Annotated in this window: 13 protein-coding genes; 6 read left to right on the top strand and 7 right to left on the bottom strand. The window is 65.4% G+C overall.

Features of this window, described 5'->3' with window-relative positions; translation table 11 throughout:
* Nucleotides 1-387: 387 nt before the first annotated feature.
* Nucleotides 388-3948 (top strand): indolepyruvate ferredoxin oxidoreductase family protein, encoded by a 3561-nt coding sequence (locus C404_RS54480; protein WP_021197262.1) that lies wholly within the window; start codon nucleotides 388-390, stop codon nucleotides 3946-3948.
* A gap of 330 nt (nucleotides 3949-4278) precedes the next feature.
* Here the strand turns inward: C404_RS54480 and sbcB are convergent, their stop codons facing one another.
* Nucleotides 4279-5718, bottom strand: a complete 1440-nt coding sequence (sbcB, locus tag C404_RS54475) for an exodeoxyribonuclease I (RefSeq protein WP_021197261.1) — start codon at nucleotides 5716-5718, stop codon at nucleotides 4279-4281.
* Between the two features lie 132 nt (nucleotides 5719-5850).
* Between sbcB and C404_RS54470 the strand changes: the two genes are divergently transcribed.
* A complete protein-coding gene (locus C404_RS54470) occupies nucleotides 5851-6846 on the top strand; it encodes a 2-hydroxyacid dehydrogenase (protein WP_021197260.1) in 996 nt (331 codons plus the stop codon).
* Here the strand turns inward: C404_RS54470 and C404_RS54465 are convergent, their stop codons facing one another.
* Complete coding sequence (locus C404_RS54465; RefSeq protein WP_021197259.1) at nucleotides 6847-7470, bottom strand: HD domain-containing protein; 624 nt, start codon at nucleotides 7468-7470, stop codon at nucleotides 6847-6849.
* 196 nt (nucleotides 7471-7666) lie between these two features.
* Here C404_RS54465 and C404_RS54460 point away from each other — a divergent pair, with 196 nt between their 5' ends.
* The 3 genes from C404_RS54460 to C404_RS54450 all read left to right on the top strand — a co-directional run bounded on the left by C404_RS54460 (nucleotide 7667) and on the right by C404_RS54450 (nucleotide 10705).
* Nucleotides 7667-8359 (top strand): Crp/Fnr family transcriptional regulator, encoded by a 693-nt coding sequence (locus C404_RS54460; RefSeq protein WP_021197258.1) that lies wholly within the window; start codon nucleotides 7667-7669, stop codon nucleotides 8357-8359.
* A gap of 110 nt (nucleotides 8360-8469) precedes the next feature.
* On the top strand, nucleotides 8470-9696 hold the full coding sequence (locus tag C404_RS54455; protein ID WP_021197257.1) for an MFS transporter: 1227 nt from the start codon (nucleotides 8470-8472) through the stop codon (nucleotides 9694-9696).
* Nucleotides 9697-9802: 106 nt separating this feature from the next.
* Entirely contained in the window at nucleotides 9803-10705 is a 903-nt protein-coding gene (locus C404_RS54450; RefSeq protein ID WP_232317423.1) for a ferritin-like domain-containing protein, read from the top strand.
* A gap of 79 nt (nucleotides 10706-10784) precedes the next feature.
* Here the strand turns inward: C404_RS54450 and C404_RS54445 are convergent, their stop codons facing one another.
* The 3 genes from C404_RS54445 to C404_RS54435 all read right to left on the bottom strand — a co-directional run bounded on the left by C404_RS54445 (nucleotide 10785) and on the right by C404_RS54435 (nucleotide 15131).
* Entirely contained in the window at nucleotides 10785-11879 is a 1095-nt protein-coding gene (locus tag C404_RS54445) for a porin (RefSeq protein ID WP_021197255.1), read from the bottom strand.
* 500 nt (nucleotides 11880-12379) lie between these two features.
* The gene (locus tag C404_RS54440; RefSeq protein ID WP_021197254.1) at nucleotides 12380-12964 is read right to left on the bottom strand and encodes a response regulator transcription factor; all 585 of its coding nucleotides are present in this window, start codon (nucleotides 12962-12964) and stop codon (nucleotides 12380-12382) included.
* A gap of 181 nt (nucleotides 12965-13145) precedes the next feature.
* Nucleotides 13146-15131 (bottom strand): methyl-accepting chemotaxis protein, encoded by a 1986-nt coding sequence (locus C404_RS54435; RefSeq protein WP_021197253.1) that lies wholly within the window; start codon nucleotides 15129-15131, stop codon nucleotides 13146-13148.
* 186 nt (nucleotides 15132-15317) lie between these two features.
* Between C404_RS54435 and C404_RS54430 the strand changes: the two genes are divergently transcribed.
* Nucleotides 15318-16277, top strand: coding sequence for an alginate lyase family protein (locus tag C404_RS54430; RefSeq protein ID WP_021197252.1), 960 nt, complete (start codon nucleotides 15318-15320; stop codon nucleotides 16275-16277).
* A gap of 7 nt (nucleotides 16278-16284) precedes the next feature.
* Here C404_RS54430 and C404_RS54425 read toward each other — a convergent pair whose 3' ends face one another.
* Nucleotides 16285-19029: a bifunctional glycoside hydrolase 114/ polysaccharide deacetylase family protein gene (locus C404_RS54425; protein ID WP_021197251.1), complete on the bottom strand. Its 2745-nt coding sequence runs from the start codon at nucleotides 19027-19029 to the stop codon at nucleotides 16285-16287.
* A gap of 119 nt (nucleotides 19030-19148) precedes the next feature.
* A complete protein-coding gene (locus C404_RS54420; RefSeq protein ID WP_021197250.1) occupies nucleotides 19149-19937 on the bottom strand; it encodes an SDR family NAD(P)-dependent oxidoreductase in 789 nt (262 codons plus the stop codon).
* Between the last annotated feature and the right edge of the window lie 62 nt (nucleotides 19938-19999).

The raw sequence follows: 19999 nt of genomic DNA, 5'->3' as shown, positions 1-19999 counted from the left end.
ACATGGTCTGAAAAAAGGGAGGTCCGGAACGGAACCGCGCAGGATGGCCGCGGTGCCCTCGAATGTCCAGTGGCAAGGTGACGCACGCATGGCTTCTTGACGGAAGTTTGCCAATACGCCGCGCTTCAGACCGTTCTGCCTGGGCATTTCGCATGCACCGCAGCATCCGTGTCGCCAGCCCGATCCATGCGCCACATCTGTGCCGAAAACGCCGCAACCTCGGGAAAACCCCGCCCCATTCTTGCTGCGTTGCACGGTGTTGGGAATGTCACGCGGTGCTACGATGCCCCGACCCACGGCTGTCTGCCAGTTTCCACAAGAAGCGGCGCAGACGGCACCAAAAGAGACCTGCTGCTGGTGATCCCGGCACACCCACACGGAGCACGCATGAATGCCCCTCTGAACGACGCGCTACGCCGCGCGCTCGAAACCGTTTCCCTGGACGACAAGTACACGCTCGAGCGTGGCCGCATCTACATCAGCGGCACGCAGGCACTGGTGCGTCTGCCGATGCTGCAGCAGGAGCGCGACCGCGCCGCTGGGCTCAATACGGCGGGCTTCATCTCCGGCTACCGCGGCTCGCCGCTGGGCGCGCTGGACCAAGCCCTGTGGAAGGCCAAGAAGCATCTGGCCGGGCACAACATCGTCTTCCAGGCGGGGCTCAATGAAGACCTGGCCGCCACGGCGGTCTGGGGCTCGCAGCAGGTGAATCTGTATCCGAACGCCAAGTTCAGCGGTGTGTTCGGCATGTGGTATGGCAAGGGCCCGGGTGTGGACCGCACCATCGACGTGTTCAAGCACGCCAACTCGGCCGGCTCTTCTGCGCACGGCGGGGTGCTGGTGCTGGCGGGCGATGACCACGCCGCCAAGTCGTCCACGCTGGCGCACCAATCGGAGCACGTCTTCAAGGCGGCCGGCATTCCGGTGCTGTATCCGTCGAACGTGCAGGAATACCTCGACTACGGCCTGCACGGCTGGGCGATGAGCCGCTACTCCGGCCTGTGGGTGTCGATGAAGTGCGTGACGGACGTGGTGGAATCGTCGGCTTCGGTCGACGTCGATCCGCACCGCGCCGAGATCATCCTGCCGGAAGATTTCGCCATGCCGCAGGGCGGCCTGAACATCCGCTGGCCCGATCCGCCGCTGGTGCAGGAAGCGCGTCTGCTCGATTACAAGTGGTACGCCGGTCTGTCGTATGTGCGTGCCAACAAGCTCGACCGCGTGGTGATGGATTCGCCGCAGGCACGCTTCGGCATCATGACCGCCGGCAAGGCGTACCTGGACGTGCGCCAGGCGCTGGTCGATCTCGGCCTCGACGAGGAAACCTGCCGCCGCATCGGTATCCGCCTGTACAAGGTCGGCTGCGTGTGGCCGCTGGAAGCGCATGGTGCGCGCGCGTTTGCCGAAGGGCTGCAAGAGATTCTGGTGGTGGAAGAGAAACGCCAGATCCTCGAATACCAACTGAAGGAAGAGCTGTACAACTACCGCGACGACGTGCGCCCGCGCGTGTACGGCAAGTTCGACGAGCGCGACAACGCTGGCGGCGAATGGTCGGTGCCGATGGCCAACTGGCTGCTGCCGGCGCACTACGAGCTGTCGCCCGCGCTGATCGCCCGCGCCATCGCCACGCGGCTGGAGAAATTCGAGTTGCCGTCCGATGTGCGCGCACGCATCGCCTCGCGCATCGCCATCATCGACGCCAAAGAGAAGGCCCTCGCCAAGCCGCGCATCACCGCCGAGCGCAAGCCGTGGTTCTGCTCGGGCTGCCCGCACAACACGTCGACCAACGTGCCGGAAGGCTCGCGTGCGCTGGCCGGCATCGGCTGCCACTACATGACCGTGTGGATGGACCGCCGCACCGACACCTTCAGCCAGATGGGCGGCGAAGGCGTGGCGTGGATCGGCCAGATGCCGTTCTCGGGCGACCAGCACGTGTTCGCCAACCTGGGCGACGGCACGTACTACCACTCGGGCCTGCTGGCGATTCGCGCGTCCATCGCGGCCAAGGTGAACATCACCTACAAGCTGCTCTACAACGATGCCGTGGCGATGACCGGCGGCCAGCCGGTGGACGGCCCGCTGTCGGTGCCGCAGATTGCCGCACAGGTGCATGCCGAAGGTACGTCGCGCATCGTCATCGTCACGGACGAGCCCGAGAAGTACAACGCGGCCATCAAGCTGCCGGAAGGCGTGACCATCCATCACCGCGATCGCCTCGACGCCATCCAGCGCGAGCTGCGCGAAGTGCAAGGCACCAGCGTGCTGATCTACGACCAGACCTGCGCCACCGAGAAACGCCGCCGCCGCAAACGCGGCACGATGGCCGACCCGGCCCGCCGCGCGTTCATCAACGACGCGGTGTGCGAAGGCTGTGGCGATTGCTCGGTCAAGTCGAACTGCCTGTCGGTCGAGCCGCTGGAAACGGAGCTGGGCACCAAGCGCAAGATCAACCAGTCGTCGTGCAACAAGGATTTCTCGTGCGTGAACGGCTTCTGCCCGAGCTTTGTGACGGCCGAAGGCGCGCAAGTGCGCAAGCCGGAATCGCGTGGCGTGTCGATGGACGGCCTGCCGCTGCTGCCGCACCCTGAGCTGCCCGCCATCCAGCGCGCTTACGGCGTGCTGGTGACCGGCGTGGGCGGTACGGGCGTGGTGACGATCGGCGGCCTGCTCGGCATGGCCGCACACATCGAAGGCAAGGGCGTGACCGTGCTCGACATGGCGGGCCTGGCGCAGAAAGGCGGCGCGGTGCTCTCGCACGTGCAGATCGGTGAGCGTCCGGATTCGATCCACGCCACACGCATCGCCATGGGCGAAGCGGACCTGGTGATCGGCTGCGATGCGATCGTCTCGGCCTCGGACGAAGTGCTGTCGAAGGTGCAACACGGTCAGACGCGTGCCATCGTCAACAGCACTGCATCGCCCACGGCGGATTTCATCAAGAACCCGAACTGGCGCTTTCCGGGCAGCTCGGCGGAAGCCGACATCCGCGCGGCCATCGGCGATGCGTGCGCGTTTGAAGACGCCAGCACGCTGGCCGTGCGCCTGCTGGGCGACGCGATCTTCACCAACCCGCTGGTGCTGGGCTTTGCGTGGCAGAAGGGCTGGATTCCGCTGACGTACGACGCGCTCATCCGCGCGATCGAACTCAACGGCGTGGCGGTCGAGAAGAACAAGACCGCCTTCGAGTGGGGCCGCCATCTGGCGCAGGATCGTGATGCGGTGCTGAAGCTGGCTGACGAAGCTCCGCGTGTCAAAGCAGATGTCATCGCCCTGCCCTCGCTGGACACGCTGATTGCCCGCCGCGTTGATCTGCTGACCGCGTACCAGAACGCTGCCTACGCTGCCGAGTTCCGCTCGGTGGTGGAGCGTGTGCGTGCTGCCGAAACGGCGGTGGTGGGCGCTGGCCAGCCGCTGGCGCTCACCGAAGCCGTGGTACGCAACCTGTCGAAGCTGATGGCGTACAAGGACGAATACGAAGTCGCCCGCCTGTACACCGACCCGGCCTTCCTCGACAAGCTGCGCGCGCAGTTCGAAGGCGAACCCGGCCGCGACTACCAGCTCAACTTCTGGCTCGCGCCGCCCATGACGGCCAAGCACGACGAGAAGGGCCATCTGGTGAAGAAGCGCTTCGGCCCGAACACGATGCGCATCTTCAAGGTGCTCGCCAAGCTCAAGGGCCTGCGCGGCACGGCGTTCGATGTGTTCGGCAAGACCGAAGAGCGCCGCACCGAGCGCGCGCTGATCGGCGAATACCGTGCGCTGGTGGACGAAGTGGTGAAGGGGCTGACCGCACAGAAGCTGGCGCAGGCCGTGGAACTGGCGCGTCTGCCGGAAGACATCCGCGGCTTCGGCCATGTGAAGGAGGCCAATCTGGCGGCCGCACGCATCCGTTGGAACAAGCTGCTCGCGCAGTGGCGTGATCCGGCGGCGGCGCAGCGCGCAGCCTGATCGGCCGACGTATCAAAGAAAGGAACGCAGTACACCGCGTTCCACGAAGGCGGCTCTCGGAGCGTCGGCAGCGGGTCTTTAAGAGCCAACGCCGGGACTCAGAGAGCCGCCTTCGTGTCTTTGAGAGCCAGCGCTGGCTCTCCGCACACCCAGCGACGATGCTTTGAAAGCCAATGCCGGCTCTCCAGGCGCCGGCGCTGGGGCGTTGAGCGTCAGCTCCGGGGCGTTGAGCGTCGATGCCGGCGCTGTGAGAGCCACTGTTGGGACTCCACCCACCCGCCGGCGAGGCTTTCAGCGCCGGGGGCGAGTCTTTGAGAGCCGGCGGCGGGATTAACCCGGCACGATCTGCTGCGCGTAGTCGTACAGGTCTTGCAGGATGCCCTGTGCACGGTTGTCACCCTGCTCTGTAGCGTCGGCGGCCAGTTGCTGGAGCCGCTCACCGAACGCCTCAAACGTCAGATAACCACCGACGCCCTCGAACAGGCGCTCTGCACGCAACTGCTCCCACTGCTCGTACTCCTCTTCACTCAACGTGTCGGGGAAGTTGCGCGCGCGGTAGTGGAACAGCAGTTCGGGCAGACGTTCATCGGCGAAATCGGGGTGCAGCTGCGCGAGCTGTTCGCCGCTGAGCGTGCGCAGCTCGTTGAGCGTACGGCGGTCGTCATTGCTGACGAAGCCGCCGTAGAGGTTCTGGTCCACATCGTCGATCGGTTCCAGCTCGCGGGCGTAGACCTGGCGCCAGGTCTCACGCATGTCGGGCGCGCCCTGGGCGATGGCGGCGTGGCGCTCGATCGTTGCAAAGTCGATGCCCCAACGCTCGGCCTGCGCGGGCTGCAGCGTCTTCATGTTGCTGATGACGATGGGCGACTTGTTGATGTGGATCGACTTGACGGGCAGGCGCGTGGTGCCTTCGGCCAGATCGGCGGTGCGCGTGAACATGCGCTCGCGGATGGTGGCGACATCCATGTGGAGCAGCTCCGACGGATCGAACGCCAAGTCCCATACGATCAGCTCGTTCTTGTTGGTCGGGTGCCAGCCGAGCGGCCACACCACGGCCATGCAGCCGCGCTCCACGCCATACATGCCGGAGATGTGCAGCAGCGGGCGCGATGCGTCACCAATCTCCGCCAGCACGCGGTCCTTCTTGCGCAGCGCCAGGCAAAAGTCGAACAGTCGCGGCTGCGCATTGCGGATCAGGCGCGCCAGCGCAATCGTCGCGCGCACGTCAGACACGGCATCGTGCGCAGCCTCGTGCACCAGGCCGTTGGCCTTGGACAGATGCTCCAGCTTGAAGCTCGGCTTGCCGTCTTCGTGTTTCGGCCACTGGATGCCTTCGGGGCGCAACGCCCAGGTGGTGCGCACCACGTCGAGCAAGTCCCACCGCCCGCATTCGTTCTGCCACTCGCGCGCATACGGGTCGATCAGGTTGCGCCAGAACAGGTGGCGCGTGACCTCGTCGTCAAAGCGGATGGTGTTGTAGCCGACGCCGATGGTGCCGGGCGTGCCCAGTTCGCGTTCGATGGCCTGCGCGAAGCGGTATTCCGGAATGCCCTGCTTGGCGCACTGCTGCGGCGTGATGCCGGTGATGAGGCACGACACCGGGTCCGGCAGCCAGTCATTGGAGGGCTGGCAGAACAGCTCGACCGGCTCGCCGATCTCGTTGAGTTCGGCATCGGTGCGGATGCCCGCGAACTGCGCAGGGCGATCGCGGCGCGGCACGGCGCCGAAGGTTTCGTAGTCGTGCCAGAGGAAGGTCTGGGTGACGGGCAAGGCGGTGGCTCGCTGGAAAAGACAAAAGATGCCGGCATGCTAACAGCGTTGCCAGGTGGGCCACGCAAACCCGACATGGGGCGGGAGTAAGCTAGCGCGGTCGCCCAACTTGCCGAATCGCCGAGCCACGCCATGCGCATCCTCTTCTTCAGCAGCCACCGTTATGACGAAGACAGCTTCCGTGCCGCACAGGCGCGCGGCGGCCACGGCTTCGACCTCGTCTTCCAGCGCGCGCACCTAGACGCGCAGACGGCGCCGCTCGCTGCGGGTTTCGACGTGGTCTGCCCGTTCGTCAACGACTCGCTCGATGCCAACGTGCTGGCCGAACTGGCAGCAGGCGGCACGCGCCTGATCGCACTGCGCTCGGCGGGTTTCAATCATGTCGATCTGGCGGCGGCGCAGCGCCTGGGGCTGACGGTGGTGCGCGTGCCGGCGTATTCACCGCATGCGGTGGCCGAGCATGCGGTCGGCATGATCCTTACGCTCAACCGGCGGCTGCACCGCGCCTGCAATCGCACGCGCGAAGGGGATTTCTCACTGGACGGGCTGCTCGGCTTCGATCTGGCGGGCAAGACGGTGGGCGTGGTCGGCACCGGTCAGATCGGGCAGGTGTTCGCGCGCATCATGGCGGGCTTCGGGTGCCAGTTGCTGGCGTTCGATCCGTTTCCGCAGGCGTCGCTCGCGACAATAGGCGTGCGCTACGTGCCGCTGCCAGATTTGCTGGCGCAGTCCGACATCGTCAGCCTGCATTGCCCGCTCAATGCCGAGACGCACCACCTGATCGACACCAGCGCGCTGGCCAGCATGAAGACGGGCGCCATGCTCATCAACACCAGCCGCGGCGGCCTGGTCGACAGCCCTGCCCTGATCGACGCGCTCAAGACCGGCCAGCTCGGCCACCTCGGCCTGGACGTGTATGAGGAAGAAGCGGACCTCTTCTTCGAAGACCGCTCCGCCGATGTGCTGCAAGACGATGTATTCGCGCGGCTGCTGACGTTTCCCAACGTCATCGTCACCGCGCACCAGGCGTTTTTCACGCGCGAGGCGCTGGCGGGCATTGCCGACACCACACTCGCCAACGTGGCGGCGTGGAAGGCCGGTGCGCCCGTGAACGTGGTGAAGCCCTAGTTACGCCGCCTCGGCCTTCGGCTTGGACAGTTCGCGCTCACCTTCTTTCACGTAGATGGAGTTGCGCGGCTGCGCCAGCACGCGGCGCACCATCGGCTCGAAGAACGACAGCGGCAGGTTGTCGTAGTCAGCCATGAAGGCGGCGCCGTCGTACTTGGCGCAGAACTCGGCGGTGCGCTCGAACAGCTCGGGCTGGCTGCGGTATTGCTCGCGCAGGTTGCGGTCGAGCCCGAGGTGATGGAAGAAGTAGTAGCCCTGGAAGATGCCGTGCTTCTCGACCATCCACAGGTTCTCTGGGCTTACGAAGGGCTTGAGGATGGCGGCGGCGATGTCCGGGTGGTTGAAGCTGCCCAGCGTGTCGCCAATGTCGTGCAGCAGCGCGCAGACCACGTACTCCTCATCACGGCCATCGCGGTGGGCCAGCGTGGCGGTCTGCAGGGAATGCGCGAGGCGGTCGATCGGGAAGCCGCCGCAATCACCGTCCAGCAGCTTCAGGTGCGCGAGCACGCGGTCGGGCAGCGCACGGGCGAATGGCATGAACTCGGCCGAGATGGCGGCCCAGTCCTCGCGGGTGCCGTGCTCCATGTGGGAAAACGTCGCGCGCGGGGCAGTGTCGTGCGTCATGGGGTGTCTCCTTCGTCGCCTGAATCGGTCTGGTGTGCCGCGTCATGGGTGCGCAGCTTGTTGTGGATAACCACTGTGGATATCCGCTGTGGATAACTATTATGGATAACGTTGGGGCATTCTCTGCCCGGGGCTTGCGCGCAGACTGTCAAGCATTTGACAATGGTCCGCGCGCCCTTCGACGCATTCTGCCGACATGCCAGCCGAAGCCTCCCACACGATCCCCGCCCCCACCCCCGCGCAGCTCGCACACGGCTGGTTGCGTGGCGCGCCTGCCGACCTGCTGGCGGAGATCGCGCCCGCCGCACGCCTCATCACCTACCCCGACGGCGAATGCATCCACCCCCACGGCGGCCCCGCGCAGGGCATGTTCCTGATCGTGCGCGGCCGTGTGCGCATCAGCCGTACAACCGATGGCGGCAGCGAACTCGTCTACGGCGTGCTGCGGGCGGGCGAGTGGTTCGGGGAAATCGCCCTCATTGACGGCGGCGGCCGCACACACAGCGCGCATGCCCAGGGGCCGACCACGCTTATCCTGCTCGGCAGCGCGGCCTTTGCGCGCGTGGTGGCGGCCTATCCGGCCGGCATGTGGGCGCTGATGCAACAGCTCTGCCAGCGTATCCGCCTGATCTTCGACGAGTTCGAACACGCCAGCGAGATGCCCGCCGATGCGCGCCTCGCCCAGCGCCTGCTGCAGCTTGCGCGGGCGGGCGATGGCCGTACCGTGGCGGCCAGCAATGAAGAACTGGGCCGCATGCTGGCACGCTCGCGGCAGACCATCTCCAAATACCTGCAGGCGTGGCAGCGCGCGGGGTGGATCCGCTGCCACTATCGGGCGGTGGAGATCGTTGATGCGACAGCGCTGCGTGCACTCGCCGGCAGCCACTAGCTGAGTGCCCCCTTCGACCGGGGCACGCGCACCCAGGCCCGCGCCGCTAGAATGGCCCACACGCTGCACGCAGGCTCACCCGTGGCCTGCCACCCACCGCCTCAGTCTCCATGACACCCATGCTCTCGCCGGCCTCACCCGAAGGCCGGCGCCTTGTGTTGCTGCTTGGCCTCGCGCAAACGGTATCGTGGGGCACGCTCTACTTCACCTTCACCGTCTTCCTTGCGCCGATGCACGACACGCTCGGCTGGGCGCGGCCGTTCCTGGCGGGCGGGTTCTCGCTGGGGCTGCTGGTGTGGGCGCTGTGCTCGTTCTGGGTGGGCCGCGCGCTGGACCGCTGGCCCGCGCGGCGCGTGATGGGCATGGGCACGGTGCTGGCCGCGGGCAGCCTGCTGGGGTGGTCGCTCGTCTCCGGTGAAACCGCTTTCCTGCTGCTCTGGCTTCCGCTGGGCGCGGCGATGGCCACTACGCTCTACGACCCCGCCTTCGTCGTGCTGCGCCAGGCGTTTGGCGATGCCTACCAGCGCCCCATCATCGGCCTCACGCTGATTGCGGGGTTCTCCAGCACCATCTGTATTCCGCTGGCGCAGTGGGGCGTGGAGCACATCGGCTGGCGCCACACGCTGCAGTGCTTCGCGCTGGCGCATCTGCTGATCTGCTTGCCCATCCATGCGCGGCTGCGCGTACGGCCGCCGGTGCACGCGCCGGCAGAGGCCACCGGCCCGACGGCGCCTGCGCAGCCTTCCGTGTGGCGCATGGCGCTGCGCATGCCGGTGTTCTGGGCGGTGGTGCTGGCGTTCGTGGCCGTCGCCCTGACCAACACGGTGCTCGGTGCGCACCTGATTCCGCTGCTTTCCGAGAAAGGAGAGCCGACCAGCCGCCAGTTGCTGATTGCGGCGCTCATCGGCCCGGCCCAGGTGCTCGGCCGGCTGGCGATGATGCGCTTTCGCCTGGCGCACCCGGTGCGCATCGCCCCGGCAACGTATGTGGCGATGGCGCTCGCGCTTGTGGTACTGGCACTCTCCAGCGGCCCACTGCTGATCGTCTTTGCGCTGGTCTACGGCGCGGCCAACGGCATCAACACCATGCTGCGCGCGATCGCCATGCCGGAGCTGGTCTCGCGCAGCCAATACGCCACACTCAACGGCCTGATGATGACGCCCGTGCTGCTGGCCCAGGCCAGTGCGCCGTGGTTGGGCGCACTGCTATGGAAGGCCTCAGGCGGCTACGCGGCGGTCGAATGGGCGATGGTGGCCGCGGCACTGGTCGCGCTCGGCGCCTTCACCTACGGGTTGTGGCACGCCCAGGCCCGCCCGATGCGCAAAACACCCGAGTGACGCAATCGCCATAGCTCTGACACCACTTTGCACGCAGAAGATTGCTTATAGGAACCTTTATTGACGCAAAAGTGTCTTGAAACATGAGACGTGATGTTTCATTCTCATGCTATGGCAGCCGACTTCTTGCGGCACCGCCAACGGAGGACACACCGTGTCACAGGTTCATCTGGAAGCAGGGTCCGTCAGCGAACAACTCCCGTGGACAGTCCACGAGATCGCTTACGGCAGCATCGACGTTGCACGCGTGCGCGAGAACCGCACGCTGTTCTATCTCGTGGTCAGCGCCTCGTTTGTCGAGAGCGGCTCTGATCTCTATGCAGGCAATCTCGCCCAGTACTACGCAGATCGCCCTGAAACCGCCCACTGGCTGATCGCCCACTGGGAGCGCGAAGAGCTGCAGCACGGCCGCGCCCTGCGCTGCTACGTTGAAACCGTCTGGCCCGAGTTTGACTGGGAGCGCGGCTACGCCCGCTTTTTCGACGAGTACTCCCTCACCTGCTCGATCGACCAGTTCGAGCCGACGCAGGCACTGGAAATGGTGGCGCGCTGCGTGGTCGAGATGGGCACAGCCACGTTCTACCGCGCCATCGCCCAGGCCGCCGCCGAGGCCAACGAGCCCGTGCTGCGCGACCTCGCCAGCCGCATCTCGGCAGACGAAGTCCGTCACTACAAGCACTTCCTGCGCTTCTTCAACGAATGCAATGCCCGCGAAGGCGTCGGCCGTGCGCGCGTGCTCAAGGCGCTGGCCTCGCGCCTGCGCGAAATCAAGAACGAAGATTCGATGATCGCCCTGCGCAACGTGCTGCGCATCGAACGCGGTCAGGAAGACGTGCCCGAGGCCGATGTACGCGCGCTCAACTCGCGTGTGAGCGCGCTGGTGCGCTCGCACTTGCCGATCGACATGGCGGCCAAGATGCTGCTCAAACCGCTGCGTTTGCGGCCGGTGATCGAACGCTCGATCCGACCGCCGCTGGTGGCACTGGTGCGGCGCGTGGTCTTGCACTGACCTTCACGCGCTGCGCAGACCCAAAGAAAAACCCGGGCAGATGCCCGGGTTTTTCGTTCAAGCCATCAACGCGAGTCGATTAGAACTTGTGGCGCAGACCAACCATTGCACCCATTTGGTTGCTGCTGTCTGCCGGCGTCGTACCCACTGCAGGCGTGTGGTACACATCACCCATGCCCGCCACACCCAGGATCGAACCGCTGCTGTTCTTGGCATAAGCCAGGTTCAGGTAGGCATCCGTACGCTTGGACAGGGCGTAGTCGCTGCCCACCACGAACAGCCACGGGCTACCGACAGCGCTGCCCTTGTCCTGCTGGTAGTACGCTGCGCCCGTCAGGGACACCGCCGGCGTGGCTTGGTAGCCAGCACCCAGCCAGTACAGGTTCGAGCGCGTATTTGCCGTCGTGGCGACGATGTCGGCGCTCGCGTTGGACCAGCGGTAGCCCGCAAACAGCTTGGCCGGGCCAAACGCATAGGTGCCAGCCACCGTAGCGCGTTGCTGCTTGCTGTTCGCCGTCAGGAGGGTGTTGCTGTTCGTTTGGTCATACACGGCACCAATCGAGAACGGGCCCGCTGCGTAGTTCGCACCCGCGCTCCACTCACGGCCAACCTTGTTGTTGCCAGCGATTTCCTGGCCGTCATTGCGCGTCGAGTACAGCGCCGACGCGGTCAGGCCACCAAACGTACCGATGTACTTCACGGCGTTGTCGGCACGGCCACCCATCGCCGCATCTTGCGACAGGATCGAGTAGCGCGAGGTCAGCGCCATCGGGTCGTACTTGGTCGTGAAGTCGTACAGCAGGTTCGTCTGGCGACCCAGCGTCAGTTGACCCCACTGGCCTTGCAGACCGACATAGGCAGTACGGCCAAACAGACGACCATTGCCGTTCGTATCCAATTGGGCCGACTTGCCGTCGTCGAGCGTGAAGCCGCTTTCCAGGTTGAAGATGCCCTTCAGGCCGCCGCCCAGGTCTTCAACGCCACGCAGGCCCCAACGCGAACCCGTCATTTCGTTGCCCGATTGCAGGGCCGTGCGCGAGCCACCGTTGCCCGGGCCCTTGTTCACCCACTCGACGCCGGCATCAACCGTGCCGTACAGGGAGACGCTCGATTGCGCGAATGCACCAGCCGAAACCAGGGATGCGGCAGCCGCCGCAAACAGCTTGATCTTCATATCGTTTTCCTTGAAAAACACTATCGCGGGGAATTGCGATGCGGTAATTATGTATCCCCAAGGAATGCATTTAACAATTAACGGAATCAAGCTGTGGCGAATATGAAACCTAAGCCAAGAAAGAAAAATATCTTTGTATTTTCAATAGCTTACGCAACACAAACAATCGTTGTAAGCACGGCTTACGCCGGCGAAATCCCACAACTCACAAGTTCCAATCCATCAATTCCGAAAAATAATCCGATAGACGACAAAAAATAAACTATTGCAGATCACGTGTTTTCGATTATGATTCGCCAGAAGCTTGAATTACAGTTTCACAGCTTCATATCGACTTTAAAGGCCGCTTGAAAAAGCGGCCTTTTTTTTGCCCGCACGCATGCCCGTGCACCCGATGGCTTTACGGGTATTGCCGCGTACTGGTGGTATCGAAGAGATTGGGCGCCCGAGCCACCGCAAGAATGCGTGTCTGCCGGCGCGACGTCGTGGGACGCCGGTGGTCAGGCAGCGAGCCCGACCTTCTTGGAGATACGGTGCTTGAAGGTCGAGACCGTCTTCGGCGAGATGCCGAGGCGCTGGGCGATCTCCGTGTTCCCATAGCCTTGCGTGAGCAGTTGATTCACGCGCAGCTCCCGTTTGGTCAGCGTGGCCAGGCCCGCACCTTCCGTGGGGCCCATTGCTGCATGGGGAAACGACAGATACCCGCGCGCGGCCAGCAGCAGCGCCGCCGACAGGACAGCGGTGGCTTCCGATTTTTCGACGTAGGCATTCGCGCCGGCCAGGAAGGCCAGCCGCGCGTTGTCGTCTGCGCTTTCCGATGAGATCGTCACGATGCCGATGTCCTGGCGCTGTGCGCGAACCCGCCGCACCAGTTCAAGGCCGTCCAGACTGGGCAGATTGATGTCGATGATCGCCAGCTTGGGGCGCGCCGAGCGGATCAGTTGCAGCCCCTCCGCCCCATCGGCCGCAGTGGCGACAAGCTGCAGATACGGCGACCCGGCAAGCAGGGCTTGAATGGACTCGAGAACGAGGGGGTGGTCGTCGATCGCGACCACCGAATGAAAAGCTTGACCTACGGCGGACATGGACTGGGGCGCACAAGCTCCGGGAGCATCCCGTCACGTTGCGTTGCAAATGGCTGACAGATTCTGTGGTGCGAGTGCGCGGGCAGGAAGCAAGTTCCTCGCCGTACAGGTTTGCCAGAGATTTGCCGCGCCCCGACTACCAACTGCAACGTTGCGTCAATTTTCTGCGACGGTGCCGCGGTCACGCCAGCCGGAACACATCCACCGCGCCACGCAGTTCCTGGGCCTGTTGACGCAAGCTCTCGGCGGCGGCTGCGGCTTCTTCCACCAGCGCGGCGTTCTGCTGCGTCACCTCGTCCATCGACGTCACCGCCTGGTTGACCTCTTCAATGCCCTGCGATTGCTCGCGCGACGCATGACTGATCTCGCCCATGAAGCCGGCGATACGCTCCACACGCGTGACGATGTCCTGCATGGCGTCCCCCGCACCACGCGCGGCTTCGTTGCCGGCCTGCACCTCTTCCACCGAGCGGTTGATGAGTACCTTGATCTCCTTGGCGGCGGCGGCGCTACGTTGCGCGAGGCTGCGCACCTCGCCCGCCACCACGGCAAAACCACGGCCCTGCTCGCCGGCGCGGGCAGCTTCCACGGCGGCGTTCAGCGCCAGGATGTTGGTCTGGAAGGCGATGCCATCGATGATGCCGGTGATGTCGGCAATCTTCTGCGCCGTGGTGTGGATGCCCGACATCGTGCCGACCAGGCGCTCGACGGTCTGCCCGCCGGCGTTGGCCGCCTGGCTGGCGGACTGCACCATGTCGTGTGCATGCTGCGCGCTGTCAGCGTTCTGGCGCACGGTCGCGGCCAGCTCTTCGATGCTCGATGCAGTGCGCTCCAGACTGCCGGCCTGTGCCTCGGTACGCGCAGAGAGATCTGCATTGCCCGCAGCGATCTGGCCGGTGCTGGAGGCGATGGTGGAGGCGCTGGCGCGCACCTTGTCGACGATGCCCGAGAGACCATCGCCGACACCGTTGATGGCGCGCATCAACTGGCCGATCTCGTCACGGCGGGTGGCGGGCAGGCGGTGCGTCAGGTCACCGGCGGCCACGCGCTCTGCCACCATCACCACTTCGGCCAGCGGCGCGCTCACCGCACGGCGCAGCATCCACCAGAGGCCTGCGGCCAGCAGCGCGCCCAGCGCCAGACCGAGCAGCAGGAACCGGTTGCGGGCAGCGATCAGATCGGCTTCCAGTTCGTCCACATAGGCCGTGCCGGCAATCACCAGCTTCCAGTCCGGATACTGCGAGAAGACGGTGAAGCGCTCACGCGTGGCGCCGCCCTCGGTGTCGGCCAGCGTGTGGCGCAGGATGCCGTCCTTCTGCTCGATCATCTCGCGCACCCAGGCCTGGCCGGCGGCGTCTTTGGCGCCGAGCAGGTTCTTGCCTTCGCGTGCCGTGTTGCGGTCGATCAGCACCTTGCCCTGGTCGGCGCCGGGCTTGCCGTCAAAGACGAAGTAGCCACCCGTCTTGCCGACGGTGTGCGCGCGGATCTTGTCCTTGAGCAGCGCCAGTTCAGTACGCACGTCCACGCCCACGTAGAGCGCGCCGACAACCTTGCCGGAAGCATCGCGCACCGGCTCGTACTTGCTCATGTAGGGCACGCCAAACAGCCACGCCAGGCCGCGGAACGGCTCGCCCGCCATCAGCGCCTTGTAGCTGGGGTGGGCGCGATCGAGCAGCGTGCCGATGGCGCGTTCGCCGTTTTCCTTCTTGAGCGAGGTCGTCACGCGTACGAAGTCGTCGCCGGTGCGGGCAAACACGGTGGCGATGGTGCCGCCGGTGCGGGCGAAGAACTTGTCCGGCACGGTGTAGTTCAGATTCAGCACCATGTCGCCGCTCTTGAAGGTGGGCGTGGGCTTGCCGGCCACTTCCACGGTCTGCGCCGGGTCCACGCTGTAGGGGCCGGGGGCGGCATCGGCAAAGGCGGTGAGAAAGCGGTCCGCCTCGGTGCGCATGGCGCCGTCGAACAGCGCAATCATGTCGCGCATGGCGGCCTCCTGGTCACGCATGGCCGATTGCGCGTTGGCTTCCAGCGTGCGCAGGCTCGCTTGCGAGTTGGCCAGCGCAAAGGCACCGAACACCAGTACGAGGGCAATCAGGCCGATGGCAGCCAGCCGCGTGCCAAGGCTGGTGGCGGGTTCGGAGGCGGAGTGGCGAGGGGGCGTTCGCATGCTTTTTCCTGGTGATCGACAGTCGGGTTAACAACGGATCACCGGTGAAAAGCTTGAGCGCAAACGTTTAACAGTCGTCATTGTCCGGAAAACCAGACACCGTCCGACACACCGGACAACAGACAGCCACCCGCCTAGAATGCTCTGGCCGCCCAGCCTTCCGCCCAACACGAACCAGGACACGACATGCGCAGACTCCAGCCGCTATGCCACGGCATCACCTTCGCATTCACCGCCGCAGCCTTGCTGTGCGCGATGCCACCCGCCCAGGCCGCCTGCGTGGTGCCGCCGGCCGAGCACACCATCGACCCGCCCGGTTTCTACGACGATCCGGCCGGCTACCAACAAGCCGTCAAGCCGATGCGCGCCTACATCGACCGGCTCAACAAGGCCGCGGAGGCCGGCGACTGGGCCTGCACGATCGATCTGCTTGAGGGGTGGGCACGGGCCGACGCCTTGATGGGGCCGATCACCGGCTACCAGGGGTACTACGAGCGCTCGTGGGCAGGGACGGACTTCGCGCTGCTACTCCTGCGCGCGCAAAAGCTTGGGCGCCTTGATGCGCCGCGCGCTGCCACCATCGACAACTGGCTCACCCGCATCGCCATCGCCACCCGCGACGCGCAGGAGATCAACAGCCTGCACAACAACCTGACCTACTGGGCCGGACTTAACCTGGTAGCCATCGGCACGGTGGCGCGTCGGGGGGACCTGGTGGACGACGGCGTCGCCCGCGTGCGGGAAGGCATCCGCGATATCGGCCCGCATGGCGAGCTGCAGCGCGAACTCAAACGCGGGGACCGCGCTTTGCACTACCACACGTTCGCGCTGCTGCCGCTGGTGTTCACGGCTGAACTGGTCAGGCCGCGCAACATTGATCTGTATGCCGAAAACCAGCACGCGATCGGCCGGCTGGCCGATCTCGTCACGCGCGCGGTGCAGGACCCGGACAGCTTCCGCGCCGTGAGCCCCATCAAACAAAACCTGTTTCCGTGGACCTTCCAGGACGAGCTGTCGTGGATGGAGCCCTACTACGCCAGCCAGCACGATTCGCGTCTGCCGGCGCTGATTGCGGCACGGCGTGCCTTCCATGAATGGCGGCTGGGCGGCAACGTCACGCAGGCGTGGGGCGTGACGTTGCCTTAGCGCCGTGCTAAGCGCCGCAGGTCAGCGCTACGCGCTGCGGCACCAGCTTGTCCGGGTTGCCCGCACCCAGGTCGATGCGCCAGTCGGCGCCGTGCGTGCCGGTCACCTCGCGGCCATCCACGGTGGCGCGGCAGCGTGCGGCGTTGGCAAAGCGGATGAACGGGCGCGTATAGCCCGCCACGTCGACAGACAGCGAGCGGCCATCCGCACTGCGCTGCCAGTTCGACAGCCGACCACTGGCATCGCGCACGTAGGGTTGCGTTTGTTGGGCGCTGTCCAGCGTGAAGCGCGCTGAACCGCTGGTCAGGTGGATGTACGTGCCACCCGGGCCGGCCACGTAGCCCGCCACGTCACGTGCATCGGCCAGACGCGGTGCGCCGGTGCCGGCCCAGCGCACGGTGCGCAGATCCCCATTGCCGCGCACGACCCAGGCGTCGCCATCCCGCGCGACGGCAAAGCTGCGGAAATCGAGCACCTTGTGGATGTAGTCCGATGCGTAGATGGGCATGACGGGTTGCGTGAGCGCCCAGTCGTACACCTGCCGCAACGCGCTCAGCGAGGCGAGCTTGGTACCCGAATACATGTGGTAGTAGATGCCAATCGGCTTGAAGCGATAGGGCTTGTCGGTCAGTTCGAACGTTTCGATGGCCCGCGAAAAGCCGTAGTACGGGCCGTGCCAGAGGTTGGTGTAGATGTTCTCGTTCTGCTCGGGCGCGAACACCTGGAACAGGCCATTGCCCTTGTCCACACCCAATGGCGCGATAGCGGTCCAGCTCGGGTTGGAGCGTGTGATGTACGTGTCGCCGCCGTTCATGTTGAGCACGCCGGCCTCCACCGTCTTCTGCACGGCAATCTGCGGCACCTGACCGTTACCGCTCCACAGCAACACCTTCACACGCTTGTCTCGCGGCGCCAGCTTGGTGTTGATGTAGTCGATGGAGCCAGCGATCTCGCGGTCGAAGCTGAAACGGTAGTTGGGGATCTTCAGCCCGAAGGCGTCAGCGCCCTCCTCTTGCGCAGCCTGCGTTGACGTGGGCGCATCGGCCGTGCGCAGCCAGTTGAACGGGTGCGAGAACGTGTGGCTTGCCAGTTCCACATATGGCTGCGCGAAGATGCTGCGCGCGATGGGCTCGAGCTGCGGGGTGAGCTTGGGGTACATGCCGTCGGACGCCACCTCGCCCTCGATGATCGACACGGTGGTCGGCACCTTGTAGCGCTCGAAGATCTCTCGCAGCAGCGCCTGGCCGGAGAACTCGCCCGGCGGGAACTCGGTGCGCGAGGCAAAGCCGTCGCCGTCGATATGCACGGTCATCAGGCGGCGGCCGTTTTCGGTGGTGGTATCGGGCACCGGCATGGGGGGCAACGCCAGCGCGCGGCGCAGAAAATCCAGCGGCTGAATCACCCAGCGTGCCTGGTCCACGTCGGGCATGCGAAACACGCCAAACGGGCGCAGCACGTAGCCGCCCCACGGCGTGATGGCGGCCGCGTCGAACGTGTAGTCACCCGCAGACAGGCGCAGCAGCGACTGCGCACCCGGCGCTAGTGGGTCGACCTGCACACCCACGGCATCGCGCCGCTCAGGGTGCGGTTGCAGCTCGAAGCCGACCATCGGATCGCGCGAGACGATCGACAACGGCCCCGAAGGCGACCCCGGCACGGTCTTCAGGCCCAGCGTCTGCGCCATCGACGCATCCATGTTCAGGCCAAACTGGTTGAACATCGCCACGCGCACACCGGCATCGATGGTGCGCTTGAGCCATGACGCCCAGGCGCCAGGGCGCGGTGAACTGGCATCGAACCACGTGACCACGCCGGCGTAGCGATCGGGTGTGACGGTGGGCAACGGCTTGTACCCATCAGCAAACTCAACGCGATAGCCGAGGTAGTTGATGGGCATGGCCAGATACAGCACGACCGGCAGGGTATTCGTGCTGGTGCCGGGCTCTTGCGGCTCAATCAGCAGCACGCGACGCGGCATGACCTCCAGACGGCCGATGCCGATGAAGTCTGCGCCAGGCGTGGTGGCATAGCTGGTCACGCCCGCCGCACGCGCTACGTTGGCGGTCTCGCGCAGGCAGGTGCGGTTGTAGTTGGCGCAGTAGTCCAGCGCGACGGCGGGCAGGTGGTATTGCGCAGCGATGCTGCGCAGCGCGGCAACGCGGGCCGTGCGATCGGCATCGCTCACGTCTTGCAGGCTTTCGCCGCCAGCGCGCTCACGCACAAGGCCGAGCGTGACCACGCCGGACAGTTGCGGCGCCAGCGTATCGAGCCACGCGGTGCCGCCCGCCAGCAGCTTGGCCTGCGGCGCACGCGCATGCAGCGCCTGCACCAGTGCCGCCACCGCATTGGCGGCACCCGGGGTCTTGGCTGCCAGCGTGTCCAGCCCATCCAGCAGAAACCCCTGATAGCCCTGCGCCAGCAACGGTGCAAACACCGGATCGAGCACGTTGGCCGGCCATGTGCTGTCGCGCATCGCCTCCGCCTGCTGTGTCAGGTCAACACGCGCGAGCCATAACGTGGGCGATGGCTGTTTCGGGTCGAAGGTGCCGGCCGCCGCTGGATCGAGCACCACCCAGTCGAAGGCCTGCAACTCAGGGGCCGGGACATCGCGGCCGTAGTAGAAGGCGATCTGCGGATCAGGGGTGGCGGGCTGCGCATGTGCAGCAGCAGCCCCGCATGCCAACGCAACGGCACCCAGCCATGCTGACCAACGCCATTGCCGATTGCTGCTCACCGCCTGCCTGCCCTGCATCCCGATCCTCGAGAATTGATCCAACTTCCATTGTGTCGGGCTGGCGGCCGATTGCAACGTTCTTGTTTAGGCGATGGCCGCCGCAGTGCGTTGGCAACACACTGCGGGGCGCTTCCCCCTTAGAACGCCGACTTCACCACCCCGCCATCCACACGCAGCGCCGCCCCCGTGGTGGCGGCCGACAGCGGGCTGGCAACGTAGGCCACCAGGTTCGCCACCTCTTGCGGCGTGGCAAAGCGCTTGATGAGCGAAGTGGGCCGCGCGGTCTCGAAGAAAGTCTTCTCGAACGCCTCGAAGCTCTGGCCGCCCGAGAGTTTGCCCACGAATTCATCCACGCCTTCAGAACGCGTGGGCCCGGGCAGCACGGCATTCACGGTGACGGCGGTGCCCGCGGTCACTTCGGCCAGCCCGCGCGAGAGGCCTAGCAACGCCGTCTTGGTCACGCCGTAGTGGATCATCTCGGCCGGAATCTGCACGCCGCTCTCGCTGCTGATGAAGATGATGCGCCCCCAGTTCTGCGCCTTCATGGCACCCAGGTAGGCACGCGAGAGCCGCACGCCGCTCATCACGTTCACGTTGAAGAAGCGCAGCCATTCGGCGTCGTCGATCTCTTCAAACGGCTTGGGGTCGAAGATGCCGAGGTTGTTGACGAGCACATCGACCTTGGGAAAACGGGCGAGCAGCGCCGCGACCTGTTCGGATGCGGACAAATCCCCGGCAAAGGCCTCGACATGGGCGTCGGGCACCTCGGCACGCAGGCGGTTGATGGCATCGGCCACCGAGGCTTCGGTGCGGCCGTTGACGATGACGCGGGCGCCTTCGGCAGCCAGTGCTACAGCAATGGCATGTCCGATGCCCTTGGTGGAGCCGGTCACGAGAGCAAGCTTGTTCTGAAGGTGGAGGTTCATGGCAGTAAAAAATGGAATTTGGAGGAGGACGAGCACGTCGCGCCACTTGGTTCACACCCTTG

Origin of the sequence: Ralstonia sp. AU12-08 (assembly GCF_000442475.1) — a bacterium.
GTDB lineage: Bacteria > Pseudomonadota > Gammaproteobacteria > Burkholderiales > Burkholderiaceae > Ralstonia > Ralstonia insidiosa.
This window is presented reverse-complemented; position numbering and strand designations above follow the sequence as displayed.

Excerpts from the sequence above, each read along its gene's own strand:
- C404_RS54460 (WP_021197258.1), top strand. The coding sequence starts at position 7,667 with ATGCCAGCCGAAGCCTCCCACACGATCCCCGCCCCCACCCCCGCGCAG.
- C404_RS54435 (WP_021197253.1), bottom strand. The coding sequence starts at position 15,131 with ATGCGAACGCCCCCTCGCCACTCCGCCTCCGAACCCGCCACCAGCCTT.
- C404_RS54450 (WP_232317423.1), top strand. The coding sequence starts at position 9,803 with ATGCTATGGCAGCCGACTTCTTGCGGCACCGCCAACGGAGGACACACC.
- C404_RS54455 (WP_021197257.1), top strand. The coding sequence starts at position 8,470 with ATGACACCCATGCTCTCGCCGGCCTCACCCGAAGGCCGGCGCCTTGTG.
- C404_RS54425 (WP_021197251.1), bottom strand. The coding sequence starts at position 19,029 with ATGCAGGGCAGGCAGGCGGTGAGCAGCAATCGGCAATGGCGTTGGTCA.
- C404_RS54430 (WP_021197252.1), top strand. The coding sequence starts at position 15,318 with ATGCGCAGACTCCAGCCGCTATGCCACGGCATCACCTTCGCATTCACC.
- C404_RS54465 (WP_021197259.1), bottom strand. The coding sequence starts at position 7,470 with ATGACGCACGACACTGCCCCGCGCGCGACGTTTTCCCACATGGAGCAC.
- C404_RS54445 (WP_021197255.1), bottom strand. The coding sequence starts at position 11,879 with ATGAAGATCAAGCTGTTTGCGGCGGCTGCCGCATCCCTGGTTTCGGCT.
- C404_RS54470 (WP_021197260.1), top strand. The coding sequence starts at position 5,851 with ATGCGCATCCTCTTCTTCAGCAGCCACCGTTATGACGAAGACAGCTTC.
- C404_RS54480 (WP_021197262.1), top strand. The coding sequence starts at position 388 with ATGAATGCCCCTCTGAACGACGCGCTACGCCGCGCGCTCGAAACCGTT.
- C404_RS54420 (WP_021197250.1), bottom strand. The coding sequence starts at position 19,937 with ATGAACCTCCACCTTCAGAACAAGCTTGCTCTCGTGACCGGCTCCACC.
- C404_RS54440 (WP_021197254.1), bottom strand. The coding sequence starts at position 12,964 with ATGTCCGCCGTAGGTCAAGCTTTTCATTCGGTGGTCGCGATCGACGAC.